The organism is Pseudomonas sp. P5_B2 (assembly GCF_056400445.1).
In genome coordinates, this window is the sequence record NZ_JBFULH010000019.1 from 21,724 (window position 1) to 36,923 (window position 15,200).

Sequence of the window (15,200 nt, forward strand, 5' to 3'; positions counted from 1 at the left end):
GCAGCGTTTGCACTTGATACCTGCACGCAACGCCATGCCACGGCGCAGTCATGCTAACGTTCAGCCATGACCTCGCCCGATCTGAACCTGCTGATTACCCTCGATGCCCTGCTCGCCGAAGGCAGCGTGGCGCGCGCCGCCCAGCGCTTGCGCCTGAGTCCCTCGGCGATGAGCCGGGCGCTGGCGCGTTTGCGTGAAACCACCGGCGACCCGTTACTGGTGCGCGCCGGCCGGGGGCTGGTGCCGACGCCACGTGCACTGGAACTGCGCGAGCAGGTCAGCCAACTGGTGCAGCACGCCGAAGCGGTATTGCGCCCGGCCGAGCAACTCGACCTCAAGCACCTTGTGCGCAGCTTCACCCTGCGCACCAGCGACGGCTTCGTCGAAAATTTCGGCCCGGCGCTCATTGCTCGACTCAGCGAGGAAGCGCCCGGGGTGCGCTTGCGCTTCGTGCAGAAACTTAACAAGGACAGCGCGCTTTTGCGTGACGGAACCGTCGACCTGGAAACCGGCGTGGTGGGCGACACCACCAGCCCCGAAGTGCGCACCCGCGCGTTGTTCCAGGATCGCTTTATCGGTGTGGTGCGCGCCGGACATGGCTTGAGCGACGGCGAGATCACTACCGCCCGTTACGCCGCTGGCCGCCACATCTTGGTCTCGCGACGCGGGCGGGACCGCGGGCCGATGGATGACGCCTTGAAATCATTGGGGCTGGAGCGCGACATCGTCACCGTCGTCGGCGGTTTCTCGGCCGCGCTGGCTCTGGCCCGCGCCTCGGACCTGATCGCGACCGTGCCTGAGCGCCATACTCAAAACCTGCGCGCCGGACTGAACAGTTTTGCGCTGCCGATCCCCACCCCACCGATCACGATTTCGATGCTCTGGCACCCACGAATGGATGCGGACTTGGCGCATCGGTGGTTGCGCGAATGTGTTCGCGGGGTGTGCGCGCAGGCCGAATAATTTTCACTTCGACCAGATCGCTTGCGGAACGTACACCACGCCCTCGAACAACAACCGTGCCGTGCGCATCAACCCGCACCCCGCCAATTGCCCTTCCTTCAGACGCAGTTCCACGGTGAATTCCCCGGTCGGATGTTCAATCGACAACCGCCGCACATCTCCCTCGCCAACACTGGCCAGCCCCGTCGCGACCGTGCCTTCGATCAAACAGGCCGCCGCCACACTGACCGCGCCAAAGACACCAATGCTGGTGTGGCAACGATGCGGAATGAAACTGCGGGTGCTCAGCGCCCCGCCCGCCTGCGCCGGTGCCACCAGGCACATTTTCGGTACGTTACGCTGGCGTACATCGCCCAGATTCATGCGCGGCCCGGCTTGCAGGCGAATGGCTTCGATGCGGGCCTTGAGTTCGACGTCGGCGTCCAGTTGCCCGGGGCTTTCATAACCGCTGCAACCCAGTGCCTGGGCGCGGATCAGCACCACCGGCATGCCGTTGTCGATGCACGTGACGTACACACCGTCGAACATATCCAGCGCATTGCCGGTCGGCAGCAATGCACCACAACTGGAACCGGCGACGTCCTCGAACTCGACGATCAGCGGCGCGGCATGCCCCGGCACTCCATCAATCCGCGCATCGCCCGAATAGCGCACGGTTCCGTCCGGTGTGGGGACATGCGCCACGGCGATCTGTCCGGTGTTTTCCATGAAAATTCGCACCGGCGTTTCGTCGCCGGTTACCGCCACCAACCCGCGCTCGATGGCAAACGGTCCGACCGCAGCGAGAATGTTGCCGCAGTTCTGCCCGTAATCAACGCGATCCTCTTCGACCAGCACTTGGGCGAACAGGTAATCAACGTCTGCCTCGGCGCGCGCCGAGGGTTTGATGATCGCCACTTTGCTGGTCAGTGAGTCGCCGCCGCCGAGGCCGTCGATCTGACGCTTGTCCGGCGAGCCCATGACGGCCAGCAACACCTGATCACGCAGTGCCGCCTGATCAGGCAAATCACTCGCCAGAAAATACGCGCCCTTGGAGGTGCCGCCGCGCATCAGCAGGCACGGAATACGGGTCTGCGCCATGTTCAGTCTCCGAGCTCGTCGAGACTGTCGACATAGCGCAAGCCCTTCTCGGCCAGCCGGCCACGCATGTTGTAGATATCCAGGCCCAATTCGCCCTTGGCCAGGCGCAAGGCCTTCTGTTCTTCCAGATCGGCACGGGCGCGGCTGGATTCAACAATCTGCGGCACTTCGGCGCGACGCACGATGACCACACCGTCGTCATCGGCCACCACCACATCCCCCGGATTGACCAACTGACCACCGCACACCAGCGGCAGGTTGACCGAGCCCAGGGTCTCTTTGATCGTGCCTTGGGCACTGATGGCGCGTGACCACACCGGGAAGCCCATTTCGCGCAGGGTATGGGTGTCGCGCACCCCGGCGTCGATCACCAGCGCGCGCACGCCGTGAGCTTTCAGCGAAGTGGCCAGCAGGTCGCCAAAGTAGCCATCGGTGCACGGTGAACTAGGCGCCACCACCAAGATGTCGCCCGGCCGGCATTGCTCCACCGCTACATGGAACATCCAGTTATCGCCCGGTGCGACCAGCACGGTGATCGCTGAACCGCTGATGGCGGTGCCCTGTTGAATCGGGTTGATGTTCGACGCCAGCAAACCCTTGCGGCCTTGCGCTTCATGAATGGTCGCGACACCGTAGCGTGCCAGCTCATTCACCAGCGATGCCTCGGCACGGGGGATGTTGCGCACCACAATGCCGGTTTTTCCGATGTGTTCGCTCATGCCAGATTCTCCGTCACACGCGGGAAGATGCTCTGGTAGCCCTCGCCATACACGATGTTGCGGGTCGAGGTAATGCCGACGTTACGTTTGGCTTGCACGCCACGTTGCAGGGCCACGCGGGTGTAGTACTCCCACAGGTGCTCCTGACCGGCCATGCACTGAATCGCCGCGTACTTTTTGTCCCAGACCTCGGTGATGTCCAGCAACACATCCGGGCGCCATTCGCACTGTTCTGGCTGGTGCGGTTCGAAGCTATACACCGGCGGTGCGCCGACGATTTTCTCGCCCGGGTTGTAGCCCTCGGCCTGGGCGATGATGCGCGCCTCTTGCGTCAGGTTCATGGCCAGCGGGTGATCGTAGTTGTAGGGGTCTTTCAGCGAATGGCTGAGAACGAATTCCGGCTGGACCCGGCGAAACACATCAACCAGGCGGAACAGGGTTTCCTTGTCAGCGCGCATCGGGTAGTCACCGATATCGAAGAACTCGACGCTGGCACCGAGAATATCGGCGGCAGCCTGGGCTTCCTCGCGGCGTGCGGCTTTGACTTTCGACTCGGTCATTTCGCCCTTGCGCCAAAGCTTGGCGGACTCACCGCGCTCGCCGAACGACAGGCAAACAATGTGCACGTTGTAGCCCTGCTGCGCGTGCAGTGCGATGGCACCGCCCGCACGCCAGACGAAATCGGCAGAGTGTGCGCTGACAACCAGCGCGTTTTGGGATGATTCGATCATTGCGGGGGCTCCTCCTGCGTTTCGAAGAGCATCGCACCAGGGCCCACCAGCGGAGTAATGCGTTCGAGTGTTCGAGGTATGCGTTTTTTTTATTGCCACCCCTTCAGGGCAGAGGCATAGTCCGGCAGAACGCGGACCAGCCGAGCATGCCCCCCCATGGAAACCCCTGAACTTCCCAGCCTGATGCACGTGCGCGCCTTCGTCCGGGTAGCCGATCACGGCAGTGTGTCCAAGGCTTCGGTGGCACTGTTTCGCGCCCAGTCGGTGGTCACCCGCTCGATTTCCGAGCTGGAGGCGCGGCTGGATGTGCCGTTGTTCGAACGGCACGCCAACGGCATGCGCCTGACCGATTTTGGCGAGCGCCTGTTGCCCCGCGCCCGCCGGGTGCTGGCGGAACTGGACAGCGTGCCGAAGATGCTGGGGGCTGGCGACAAACAGGCCGTCGAGCCGTTGTACCTGTTCCAGGCCCGACGCCTGCAAGTGTTCGTCAAACTCTGTGAAACACACCATATGCAGACCGTGGCCAGCCTGTTGGGTCTGAGCCAGCCTGCGGTGAGTTCGACGCTCAAGGTACTGGAAAGCGGCTGTGGGCAAACCCTGTTCGAGCGCACGCCGCGCGGGTTGCAACCGACCCGGGCCAGTCATGAAATCCTGTTTCCGATCCGCCGGGCACTGAACGAACTGCGTCATATCGAAACCGACATCACCGCCATTCGCGGTGCATTGCAGGGCGTGGTACAGGTCGGCGCCCTGCCCTTGGGCCGCACGCGTATCTTGCCCGAAGCGATCGTGCGCTTGATGGCCGAACACCCCGGCATTCAGGTGATCACCAATGAGAGCCCGTTTGATTTGCTGGCGACGGAACTGCGTGCCGGCGATGTCGATTTCATTTTTGGTGCCTTGCGCTCGGCAGCCTATGCCAGCGACTTGAGCGGTGAGTCGCTGTTCAACGAAGACATGGTGGTGTTGGCGCGGCGAGATCATCCGCTTGCGACGCAAACCGAACTGCACCAGGCGCTCGGTGCCACGCAATGGGTACTGCCGCGCGCCGGTTCGCCCGCGCGAAAAATGCTGGATGACTGCTTCACCGGGTTCGGTATCGCCGCCCCCCGGCCCGTGGTGGAAAGTGCCGACATGGCGATCATTCGCGGGTTGTTGCTGCGCTCGGACATGCTCGCGGCGGTGTCTGCCCACCAACTCGAACAGGAGATTGCCTCCGGTGAGCTGTGCATCCTGCCGCTGCGGCTGAAACAGACCACCCGCGCCATCGGCCTGACCTACCGCAACGGCTGCCTGCATTCACCGGTGGCTCAGGCCATGATGGATATGATTCGTCGGGTGATTCGCGAAGAGGCAGCCCTGTAGCAGCTGGCGCAGCCTGCGTTCGGCTGCGCAGCAGTCGTGATACCTGAATGCGTGTTCTTACTGACACACCCCATCGTCGGGTTGAGCGACTGCTGCGCAGTCGAACGCAGGCTGCGCCAGCTGCTACAAAGATTGTGCAATCGCCAATCAAATGATGACCGTTAGAGCAGGCTCAATGGATAGCTGATGATCAAACGGTTTTCATCAAACTCATTGGTGCTGTAGTCGCGACGGATGCTGGAGTTGCGCCATTTGACGTTGAAGCTCTTCAACGGGCCGCTTTGTACGGTGTAGGCCAGTTCGGATTCGCGCCCCCACTCCTTGCCGTCGGTAACGGTGCCGGTGTGGATGTTGTCGCCGCTGATGTAGCGGTTCATCAGCGTCAGGCCGGGAACGCCCAGCGCGACGAAGTTGTAGTCGTGGCGCACTTGCCAGGATTTTTCCTGGGCGTTGTCGTAGCTGGAGTTGTAGCTGTCGTTGGCCAAAGTGCCGCCGCTGGTGCCGTTGACGCGCATCCAGGCATCATCGCTGGTGAGTTTTTGCAGGCCGACGTAGAACGTGTGGCCGCCATGCTTGGCCGAAAGCAGCGCCGAGGCCGTGCGGTTATCCAGGTCACCGGCGCGGGCACTGCCGTCATCGCTACCCCAGAAGTAGCCCAGATTGGCGCCGAGGGTCCAGTCACCCAGCGGTTGGCTGTGCACCAGTTGCAGGTATTGCTGCTGGTAGATGTCCTTCAGCTCTGCGTTCCAGACACCGATCATCGTGCGCTTGTCGTTGAAGCTGTACTCGCCACCGACAAAGTTGAAACGGTCAGAGGTGAACGCGGTTTTGCCCTGCATGAACATGTCTTCCATGCTCGCATCGTTACGCGGGCTGTTCTGGCGGAACTGGCCGCCGTACAGGTTCAGGCCAGCAATTTCCTGCGAGGTGATCTGCCCGCCCTGAAAGGTTTGTGGCAGCGAGCGACCATCGTCGGAACGCAGGATCGGCAGCACCGGCATCCACTCGCCAACCTTCACTTCGGTTTTGCTGACTTTCATCTTCCCGGCTACCGCCAGACGACCAAAGTCATCGACCGGACTACCGTCGCTGCCAATCGGCAGCAGTTGGGTGCCGCCCGAGCCTTTGCCGCCATCGAGCTTGATCGACAACAGGCCCAAGGCATCGACGCCAAAGCCCACCGGGCCTTGGGTGAACCCGGACCGCGCATCGAGGATAAAGCTCTGAGTCCACTCCTCGGCCTTGCCTTGCGCGTTGGCCGGGTTGGTGAAATTACGGTTGATGTAAAAGTTACGCAGGTTCAGGTTGGCGCTGGCATCGTCCACGAATCCGGCCGCCAAGCCCGCCAGAGGAAACGCGGAGACCATGGCGAACGTGCAAACGAAACGAGGGTTGACCGTGATTTTCATTGTTATTGTTTTCCGATTTTTGGCTAAAGAAAGTCCCTGCGCCCGGTCATGCCGGGCACAGTGAGGTCAAACAGAAAAATGCAACGGGCGGCCCGCGAAGCGCCGCGAGAATGTCGGCGCGATCAGCGCGGTGCTTTGCCCGCCACCGAGTAGAGCACCTGTTGATTGCGGGTTTTCATGAAGTCTTCCAGGCTCTGCCCACGCATGGCCGCATAGACTTGCAAGTTGGGGATGCCCAGCACCGCCGCGAGTTTTTCCAGCACAAAGAAGATCGCCCCGTACTGGATCAACCCGCGCCAGTCACGGCGACGCAACAGATCGCACTCCTCTTCGCTCAAGGCGCCTTCTTCAAACAGCGCCTCGGGTGCATCCAGAAAGCGCCCGCGCCACTCGGGCTCGATCATGCGGTGCAGAAATTTGTTCAGGCGATAGCCCTTGGCACTGCGTTCCAGGGTGAACGGGTACGTCCCTTCCAGTTTCTCGATCCCGGCCAATTGATGCTGCATATGCTGCAAGTGGCGCGCAGTGACGTCGGCAGGCACCGGTCGATCCTGATTTTCCAGGAGCAAGGTGGCGATGCCGGTCATCGACGGCAGGTAATAGTCCTGATGCAGGTTTTTCACCGTGGCCGACAACGCGCCGCGCATGATCAGCCAGGTGATCACCTCCGAGCCTTCCATCCCGCCCAAGGTGGCGTACTCGGCGTGGGTCATTTCGGTCAGGCGCACCGGGTCGTTGACCAGCAGATCAATGAACTGCGCATCCCACTCCGGGTTATTGAAACCACAGCGTTCGCCGTGCACCTGATGGGATACGCCGCCGGTGGCCACAATCGCCACCTTCAAGTCTTCGGGGTAGCTTTCGATGGCCCGGCGCAGGGCTTGGCCCAACTTGTAGCAGCGCAACGCACTGGGAATCGGGAACTGCAACACCCCCACTTGCAGCGGCACGATCTCCACCGGCCAGGCTGGATCACACGGCAACAGCGCCGACATCGGCGAGAAGAAGCCGTGATCCAGTGGCTTGTCGCGGAAAAAACTCATGTCGAACTCATCGGTCATCAGGCTTTGGCCGATGTGTCGCGACAGGGCCGCATGCCCGCCGACCGCAGGCAGCGAGCGTGGGTTACCGCCCTCGTCGGCGACCTCGTACCGCTCATCGACGCCCAGCGAGAACGCGCCGTAGTGGTCGAAGAAAAACGAGGTCACATGGTCGTTGAAGATGTAGAACAGCACATCCGGTTTCTGCTCTTTGAGCCAGACCTTGATCGGTTCGAAACCTTCGAAAATCGGCGCCCAGGCCGCCTCGTTCTGTTTGTCGTGATCGACAGCGAAGCCGATGGTGGGTGTGTGTGAGACGGCGAGGCCACCGATGATGCGTGCCATAACGAGTTCCTGTGTTTAAAAAAGATTATTGCGTCAGCAAGGCCTGGTTCACCCGGCGTCGTGCATGACCGTTAGCCAGGATCGCCAGTGCAGCGATAAAGGCCGGCACGCTCAACAGGGCGAACAGCAACGGCAGACCCAACCCGAGGCTGAGCACCGCACCACCGATGAGAGAACCAAAGATAGCCCCGAAACGCCCGATGCCCAGCATCCAGCTCACCCCGGTAGCGCGGAATTCGGTCGGGTAGTAACCCGGCGCGAAGGCGTTGAGCCCGGTTTGCGCACCGCTCATGCAGAACCCCGCCGCGACCACGCCGATTGCCAACAGGCTCGACTCAAGGCTGAAGGCGCCCAGCAGCAGGATGAATGCACCGCCCAACGCATAGGAGGTCGCGATAACCGCGTTCGGATTACGTCGGTCCATGGCCCAACCGACCAGTATCGCACCCACGGTGCCGCCAATCTGGAACAGCCCGGTAATGGTCGCCGCACGTTCGATCGACAAACCGCCTTCACGCAGCAGCGTCGGCATCCAGCCCATGGTCAGGTAGATCACCAGCAGGCCCATGAAATAGGTGAGCCAGAGTGCATAGGTGCCGAGGCGGAAGCGCTCGCTGAACAGCATGCGTACCGGAGCTTTTTGCTGAGCCTGGGGCTCGGTCATGATGAACTGGGTGGCGTTGGTGAATTTCCCGCCCAACTTGTTCAAGACATTGGCAATCTGGCTGGCAGGTGCATTTTTAGCGGCCAGAAAACGCGCCGACTCAGGCAACAGAAACCACAAGAACGGCACCAGCAGCAGCGGCATGATCCCGCCGAAGAGCAGCACTGATTGCCAGCCGTGACTCGGAATCAGCCACGCAGCGACAAAACCACCCAGGCCCGAGCCCATGTTGAAGCCAGTGAACATGATGGTGATGAACAGCGAGCGATTGCGCTGCGGCAGGTATTCAGACAGCAATGTCGTGGTATTGGGCATCGCCGCGCCCAGCGCCACACCCATGAACAACCGCAGTGCCGCCAGTTCATAGGGGTTGCGGGCGAACGCACAGGCCAGGCTCAAGACACTGAAACCGGTCACCGCGCACAGCAGCACTTTTTTGCGTCCCAGACGGTCGGCGTAAGGACCGGCCGTCAACGCACCGATGGCCAGGCCAACCATGCCGGCGCTCATTACCGGGCCGAAGGCGGCTTTGGACAGGCCCCACTCCTGAATCAGCGAAGGGGCGATAAAGCCCATGACGGCGACGTCAAAACCGTCAAACAGCACAATGAAAAAACACAGGGCCATGATCAGCCACTGATACGGCGCAACCGGTCGGTTGTCGATCCACGCCTTGATATCGACTGTTTCGTTACTCATGCATTCACCTTCTTATTTTTTTGAAATTGCGGCAGGCGTGGAGTCGATGCGCGACAGTCACTCTGTTGGGCGTGACTCTAAAGCCGCAGGCGCCCGCCCCGCCTCTGGGAAATCCTTAAGGGGGTATCGGTTTTTCTTATCGGGCCGGTTCTGCGAACCGGGGCTAGACTTAAAACCCCGGGCCTGGAAGCCATCGATCAGCCTTTTTATGTGAGGAAAAGTCATGAGCGACAAAGATGATCTGCGCAAATACTCCTCCCAAGTCATCGACGGCGTCGAAGCCGCGCCCGCACGCGCGATGCTGCGCGCCGTGGGCTTCACCGATGCCGACTTCAAGAAGCCGCAGATCGGCATTGCGTCCACCTGGGCCATGGTCACGCCGTGCAACATGCACATCGACAAGCTCGCCCTTGAGGTGGAAAAAGGCGCCAACGCAGCCGGCGCCAAAGGCGTCATCTTCAACACCATCACCATTTCCGATGGCATCGCCAACGGCACCGAAGGCATGAAGTATTCGCTGGTGTCGCGCGAAGTAATTGCCGATTCGATTGAGGTGGTGGTCGGTTGCGAAGGCTTTGATGGTCTGGTGACCGTGGGCGGTTGCGACAAGAACATGCCGGGCTGCCTGATCGGCATGGCGCGGCTCAATCGGCCGTCGATCTTTGTCTATGGCGGCACCATCCGTCCGGGCGCCGGCCACACCGACATCATTTCCGTGTTCGAGGCCGTGGGGCAGCATGCGCGGGGGGATATCAGTGAAATCCAGGTCAAACAGATCGAAGAAGTGGCGATCCCCGGCCCCGGCTCCTGCGGCGGGATGTACACGGCCAACACCATGGCCTCGGCCATTGAAGCGTTGGGCATGAGCCTGCCCGGTTCCAGTTCTCAGGAGGCGGTCGGCAGCGATAAAGCGTCAGACAGTTTCCGTGCCGGCCAGCAGGTCATGGAATTGCTCAAGCTGGACCTCAAGCCACGCGACATCATGACCCGCAAAGCCTTCGAAAACGCGATTCGCGTGGTGATCGCCCTCGCCGGCTCGACCAACGCCGTGCTGCACCTGCTGGCCATGGCGAATGCCGTGGATGTCGACCTGACGCTGGACGACTTCGTCGAACTGGGCAAGGTCTCGCCAGTGGTGGCCGACCTGCGCCCCAGCGGCAAATACATGATGAGCGAATTGGTGGCCATTGGCGGCATCCAGCCGCTGATGAAACGCATGCTCGACGCCGGCATGTTGCATGGTGATGTGCTGACTGTCACCGGCAAGACCCTGGCGGAAAACCTGAAAGACGTGCCCGATTACCCCGAAGGCCAAGACGTGATCCTGCCCTTCGACAAACCGATAAAAAAGGACTCCCACCTGGTGGTGCTGCACGGCAACCTCTCACCCACCGGCGCCGTGGCCAAAATCACCGGAAAAGAAGGCCTGCGCTTTGAAGGCACGGCCCGGGTTTATCACGGTGAGGAAGGAGCGCTGGCGGGGATTCTCAACGGCGAGGTCAAGGCCGGCGAGGTCATCGTGATCCGCTACGAAGGGCCAAAAGGTGGTCCGGGCATGCGCGAAATGCTCTCGCCGACGTCGGCGGTCATGGGCAAAGGGTTGGGAAAAGATGTCGCGCTGATTACCGATGGCCGTTTCTCCGGCGGCTCCCATGGTTTTGTCGTGGGGCATATCACRCCGGAAGCCTTTGAAGGCGGACCGATTGCGTTGATTGAAGACGGCGACAAAATCACCATCGACGCCGAAACCCGGCAGATTACGGTGGACGTGAGCGATGCGGTTTTGGCCGAGCGCAAGAGCCGCTGGGTGCGGCCGGAATCCAAATACAAACGCGGGGTGTTGGCGAAGTATGCGAAGACAGTGTCCAGTGCTTCGGAAGGGGCTGTGACGGATAAATACCTCTAAAACCCGATCACTATTTGACCGACTATCCGAAGAAAGCCTGGAATTATTCAGACGAGTAAAATTTGGAGGGGGATCACTTCAACGCGCCTTTGCAAGGCAGGAGGTTTTACGATGAAAATCGTATCTTCGCTGGCGTTGATGGTAGCGGCAGGGTCCATCTCCGTGGCTGTAACAGCCCAGCAGCAGATCGACGCCGTTCCCTTGAACGCAACAACTTACAATGCCGGGCATATCGCTCAGGCCGTTCTAACCCCAGTGAACAGTAATGAGACGGAGCTCTCACTGTTCGTGGGTGGTGTACCCGAGGGCACTTTGGTTCCGGCGCACTTGTATACCTATGTCTACAAGGGAAGCTGCGCCCAACATGATCCGAAACCGGCCTACTCACTCAACAGAGTCGTTACTGACAACTTCAACGAAACAGAGGGAATCCAACTCGATAAGACTGTGCCTCTGCCTTACGAAACGCTGCGCTCCGGCCATTACTCGCTGGTGGTGCGCGATAGCCCGGCCGATGGCAATCACGAAATTTTCTGCGGTCAACTTACCTGAGAACCTCTCCCCGCTACCACGCAAAAGCGCGGTAGCGGGAACCCTTGCTATTGAAATCCGTCAGAGCCGAAACCGATCCACCGACTGCGACAACTTACCCGCCAGACTCGACAGCTCATCGGTGGTCGACGCCGTCTGCCCGATCACCTTGCTGTTGCCTTCCGACATCCCGGCAATCATGTCCACCTGATGGGCGATTTCGTTGCTGGCCAGGCTTTGCTCGCCGATGGTGCGAGTAATGTCGTTGACCAGTTGCGTCGTGTTGAGTGTCGCGTCGAGGATTTGACGAATAGCGCGCTCGACGTCGGCGGTCACGGCCATGCCTTTGTCGACCTGGGCCACGCCCGCCTCCATGCTGGTCACCGCCTCACGGGTGCTTTGTTGGATGCGCGCGACCATGCTGGCAATTTCCTGAGTGGACGCGCTGGTGCGGCCAGCGAGGTTGCGCACCTCATCAGCGACCACGGCAAAGCCTCGGCCTTGCTCACCGGCACGGGCGGCCTCAATGGCGGCGTTCAACGCAAGCAAGTTGGTCTGATCGGCAATACCCTTGATCACTTGAATGATGTTGAAAATCCCTTCGGATTCCTTGTCCAGCGTGCGAATCACCTGAGCCGACTGCTGTGCGGAACGGGAAATGCCGTCCATGTCCTGGACGACTTGATGGATCACCCGACCACCATCCTTGGCCAGTGATTCGGCCTGATTGGCCATGTCCAGCGCGCGCTCCGCATGGCGGGTGATTTCCTCAATGCTCGCGGTCATTTCGCTGGTGGCTGCCGCCATGGTGCTGGCGGCGGCGCTTTGCTGCTGGCTGCTGTCGGCGACTTGATGACAACCGCTGCTCAATTGATCGCTCATGCCGCTCACACCGTGCGCGTTGCTGCGCACCACCTCGATCATGCCGCGCAAGTCACGCTGCATGGTCGCCAGGCTGCGGATCAAGGCACTGGCTTCGTCTTTTTGCGTCGGCTCGACAATGGGTTCGCTCAAATTGCCATGGGCGATGCTTTGGGCAATCCGGCTGGCGGTCTGCAACGGCCCGATGATGCTCAGCGTCACCCAGCGCCCCTGAACCAGCAGCAACACCAGGCTGGCGATCAGCACGATACCGAGGGTGAAGTTGGCGCTCTGGATGGCTCGCGCAGTGCCTTGGCTGGCCTGTTGCGTGTTGGTTTCGATCAACTCGCTGAGGGCGGCCATCTGCTCTTCCAGTTGGCTGAATGCGGCATTGAAGGTGCCCAGCTCTTTCTGCGCCGCTTCCGGGTTCTCCAGCGCAAGACTGACGATGCGCTCGGCCGCGCTGATGTAGGTGTCGAGGCTCGGCTTGACCTTGTTCAGAGCCGATTTCAGGGTGTCATTGACCGGCAGCTTGAGGTTTTCACCCAGTACTTCACGAAAATGCCTGGCATGCTCCTCGATGGAACTGTGCACCTCGGCTTTGCTGCTGGTGCTTTTGCCCAGGCCCACCACCATCGCCGACAGCACATCGGCGCGCAGGGCGTCGTGCATCATGTCGGCTTCAAGGTGGTTGCGCAGCGCGGTCATGCTGACCTCGTTTTCATTCACAGCTGCAGCCATCTGCGTGTTGCCCACGTAACTGACCAGACTCACGATCAGCGCGGCGAGCACACTGGTGCCAATCAACAGCAATAAACGGAGTTTTATCGACACGGTGAAGCCCTCTGTTGCCACGTCGGCATGATGAAAACGCTATCGACCGGGGCCGCCACATGTTTAACGCCGGACCGGGTTTTTTAGCAATTTGCGACATGCGGTAGGCAAAGCCGCAAATTTTTGCACCTCGCCCTCCTGAACCTAGTGTGCAAACCCCAGTCTTACTCCCGCCGTGAATACCCATTACCACTGTCCTCTCTTCAGAGCTTTCCGCCTCATGCACCCGACCGTCCCCGCCTCGCGCTGCGCTTCGCTGTGTTTCTTGTCTGTGCTTGCTCTATCCGCTGCCCCCGCTCATGCCAATGGCGAACGCCAATTAGTGGCGGCAATCAACGACTATCGTGCTCATCCACAACGTTGCGACAGACGCCCGGCCCAGCACCTGGCACCGCTGGCGCTGAATTCCAACCTGGCGTTGCCAATCGGCTATGGCGGCGGTTTGCGCGAACGGTTGAAAGATTCCGGCTATTCAGCGGTGGCGGTACGCAGCATTCGGGTGGTCGGCGCACAAGACGCCGATGAAGCTTTCGATATGCTGCAGGACGACTACTGCGGGGCGTTGCTGGACGGCCAGTACGCCGACATTGGCGTCAGTCGCGCCAGGACCGAATGGCAAGTAGTGCTGGCGCGGCCGGTGCTCGACAGTCAGGTCAGCGATTCGCGAGCCGTCAGCAAAGCGTTGTTGGCCCAGGTCAACGCAGCACGGTCCAAACCGCGGATGTGTGGTGGCCAGCGCTTCGCTGCCGCGCGGCCGCTTGGCTGGAGCCCCGCACTCGGCGCCGCCGCACAAGGGCACAGTAAGGCGATGGCCTACGGCAATTACTTCGCCCACCAGGACCCCGACGGTGATATGCCAGCGGATCGAGCGCGAGCGGCCGGTTTCCGCGGCAGGCAGGTCGGCGAAAACATCGCCGCCGGGCAGAGTTCACCGAGCAAGGCCATGGCCGGATGGCTGGCCAGCCCCGGGCATTGTGCGAATTTGATGAACCCGATGTTTACTCAGGTTGGCGCGGGGTACGCGGCGGATGCGCGCAGTGATAAAGGGGTGTATTGGACGATGGTGTTTGGGGCGCGATGAGCGGGCTCATGCCTTCTTCAGTTTGATCAGGAACATCACCGCCAGACTGACACAGGCGCCGGCCACCGCCAGCGCCATGTCTTTCTGCGAATCCCACGGGTCGTTCTGTGCGCCGATAAACTCGCGTGAAGTGTCATCGCCCAGATAGGCCCCGCCGATCCACTCCACCAGTTCATAGATAGCCGACGTCGACAGCATGATGTTCAACGCCATAAACACCACCCAGAAACCCCGCAATGGGGTCAGCCGCAACAGCACTTCCCGCACGGGATACACCATAAACAGCCCGTAACTCAAATGGACCAGCCGATCAAAGTGATTGCGATGCAGCCCCAGTGCCTTGTTGAAGCTGACGCCGGTCAAGGTTGAGCACCAACGGTCATAAGGCACTTCGGCGTAGGTGTAGTGAGCACCCAATTCGTGAATGCACAGGAACACGAAAATCAGGGTGACGGACGCAGCGGACAAACGAAACCAGGGTGAAACAGCCACCAACGTGCCGACAAGCAACAGCACCAACAGGTTTTCCAGCGCCCAATCAATCCGGCTGTGCGGCGAATAACCCAGCACCACGGTGATCAACACCAGCAGACTCAACAACGTCAGGTCGTATCGCGCATCTGCCTTGGCCTGCATGCTGTGGGCTCCTGACCGGGGTTGCGCATGCTCAAACTCGCGCTGAGCGTTTGCACAAATGATGACCCTACCCTTCACATTGATTCGCCTGGGCGTCAGGGGTTCCGAAGTCGTGGTGGTCGACGGGACAATCTAAACGGTTCCAGCAAAAGCTTTTGCCTATGAGCGCCGAATACTCCACCTATTAGCTGACTTGCGGATAGCCGTCTAACATTATCCCAGCGCTGGCGTCAGCCAGCCGGTTTTGAGCTGATAAGGAGACAGGAATGAGTCAGAAACATGACTAAGCCTGCCGTGGGCCACCGTGATTACACCTCGTTTTCCGCTGTACCGATT

At 60.6% G+C, this 15,200-nt stretch carries 13 protein-coding genes and 1 pseudogene; 5 read left to right on the forward strand and 9 right to left on the reverse strand.

Annotation, left to right across the window (positions count from 1 at the left end; genetic code table 11):
• Positions 1–66: 66 nt before the first annotated feature.
• Entirely contained in the window at positions 67–963 is an 897-nt protein-coding gene (locus tag AC1DRJ_RS04110; RefSeq protein WP_477800961.1) for a LysR family transcriptional regulator, read from the forward strand.
• 3 nt (positions 964–966) lie between these two features.
• On the opposite strand, the gene AC1DRJ_RS04115 is transcribed toward AC1DRJ_RS04110, so the two are convergent.
• The 3 genes from AC1DRJ_RS04115 to galB are packed head-to-tail and all read right to left on the reverse strand — an operon-like array spanning position 967 to position 3,493.
• Positions 967–2,043: a 4-oxalomesaconate tautomerase gene (locus AC1DRJ_RS04115; protein WP_477800962.1), complete on the reverse strand. Its 1,077-nt coding sequence runs from the start codon at positions 2,041–2,043 to the stop codon at positions 967–969.
• A gap of 2 nt (positions 2,044–2,045) precedes the next feature.
• A complete protein-coding gene (locus AC1DRJ_RS04120) occupies positions 2,046–2,762 on the reverse strand; it encodes a 4-carboxy-4-hydroxy-2-oxoadipate aldolase/oxaloacetate decarboxylase (RefSeq protein ID WP_477800963.1) in 717 nt (238 codons plus the stop codon).
• A complete protein-coding gene (galB, locus tag AC1DRJ_RS04125; protein ID WP_477800964.1) occupies positions 2,759–3,493 on the reverse strand; it encodes a 4-oxalmesaconate hydratase in 735 nt (244 codons plus the stop codon). The genes AC1DRJ_RS04120 and galB overlap by 4 nt, the downstream gene beginning before the upstream one ends.
• 156 nt (positions 3,494–3,649) lie before the next feature.
• On the opposite strand from galB, the gene AC1DRJ_RS04130 reads away from it, so the two are divergent.
• A complete protein-coding gene (locus AC1DRJ_RS04130) occupies positions 3,650–4,858 on the forward strand; it encodes a LysR family transcriptional regulator (RefSeq protein WP_477800965.1) in 1,209 nt (402 codons plus the stop codon).
• A 161-nt stretch (positions 4,859–5,019) separates the two neighbouring features.
• On the opposite strand, the gene AC1DRJ_RS04135 is transcribed toward AC1DRJ_RS04130, so the two are convergent.
• The 3 genes from AC1DRJ_RS04135 to AC1DRJ_RS04145 all read right to left on the reverse strand — a co-directional run bounded on the left by AC1DRJ_RS04135 (position 5,020) and on the right by AC1DRJ_RS04145 (position 9,015).
• Positions 5,020–6,267: an OprD family porin gene (locus tag AC1DRJ_RS04135; RefSeq protein ID WP_477800966.1), complete on the reverse strand. Its 1,248-nt coding sequence runs from the start codon at positions 6,265–6,267 to the stop codon at positions 5,020–5,022.
• A 122-nt stretch (positions 6,268–6,389) separates the two neighbouring features.
• Positions 6,390–7,652 carry a gallate dioxygenase gene (locus AC1DRJ_RS04140; protein ID WP_477800967.1) on the reverse strand — a complete coding sequence of 421 codons (1,263 nt, stop codon included), beginning with the start codon at positions 7,650–7,652 and terminating at the stop codon, positions 6,390–6,392.
• Between the two features lie 25 nt (positions 7,653–7,677).
• Complete coding sequence (locus AC1DRJ_RS04145; protein ID WP_477800968.1) at positions 7,678–9,015, reverse strand: MFS transporter; 1,338 nt, start codon at positions 9,013–9,015, stop codon at positions 7,678–7,680.
• 223 nt (positions 9,016–9,238) lie between these two features.
• On the opposite strand from AC1DRJ_RS04145, the gene ilvD reads away from it, so the two are divergent.
• Positions 9,239–10,921, forward strand: a complete 1,683-nt coding sequence (gene ilvD, locus AC1DRJ_RS04150) for a dihydroxy-acid dehydratase (protein WP_477800969.1) — start codon at positions 9,239–9,241, stop codon at positions 10,919–10,921.
• A gap of 111 nt (positions 10,922–11,032) precedes the next feature.
• Positions 11,033–11,473 carry a hypothetical protein gene (locus tag AC1DRJ_RS04155; RefSeq protein ID WP_477800970.1) on the forward strand — a complete coding sequence of 147 codons (441 nt, stop codon included), beginning with the start codon at positions 11,033–11,035 and terminating at the stop codon, positions 11,471–11,473.
• 60 nt (positions 11,474–11,533) lie between these two features.
• Here AC1DRJ_RS04155 and AC1DRJ_RS04160 read toward each other — a convergent pair whose 3' ends face one another.
• Both AC1DRJ_RS04160 and AC1DRJ_RS04165 read right to left on the reverse strand, forming a co-directional pair.
• Positions 11,534–12,397 carry a methyl-accepting chemotaxis protein gene (locus AC1DRJ_RS04160; protein ID WP_477800973.1) on the reverse strand — a complete coding sequence of 288 codons (864 nt, stop codon included), beginning with the start codon at positions 12,395–12,397 and terminating at the stop codon, positions 11,534–11,536.
• A pseudogene (locus tag AC1DRJ_RS04165) lies at positions 12,392–13,168 on the reverse strand (MCP four helix bundle domain-containing protein); the annotation flags it as partial. The pseudogene AC1DRJ_RS04165 and the gene AC1DRJ_RS04160, both read right to left, overlap by 6 nt.
• Before the next feature lie 199 nt (positions 13,169–13,367).
• Here AC1DRJ_RS04165 and AC1DRJ_RS04170 point away from each other — a divergent pair.
• A complete protein-coding gene (locus AC1DRJ_RS04170; protein WP_477800971.1) occupies positions 13,368–14,228 on the forward strand; it encodes a CAP domain-containing protein in 861 nt (286 codons plus the stop codon).
• Positions 14,229–14,234: 6 nt separating this feature from the next.
• Here the strand turns inward: AC1DRJ_RS04170 and AC1DRJ_RS04175 are convergent, their stop codons facing one another.
• Positions 14,235–14,864 (reverse strand): DUF2238 domain-containing protein, encoded by a 630-nt coding sequence (locus AC1DRJ_RS04175; RefSeq protein WP_477800972.1) that lies wholly within the window; start codon positions 14,862–14,864, stop codon positions 14,235–14,237.
• Between the last annotated feature and the right edge of the window lie 336 nt (positions 14,865–15,200).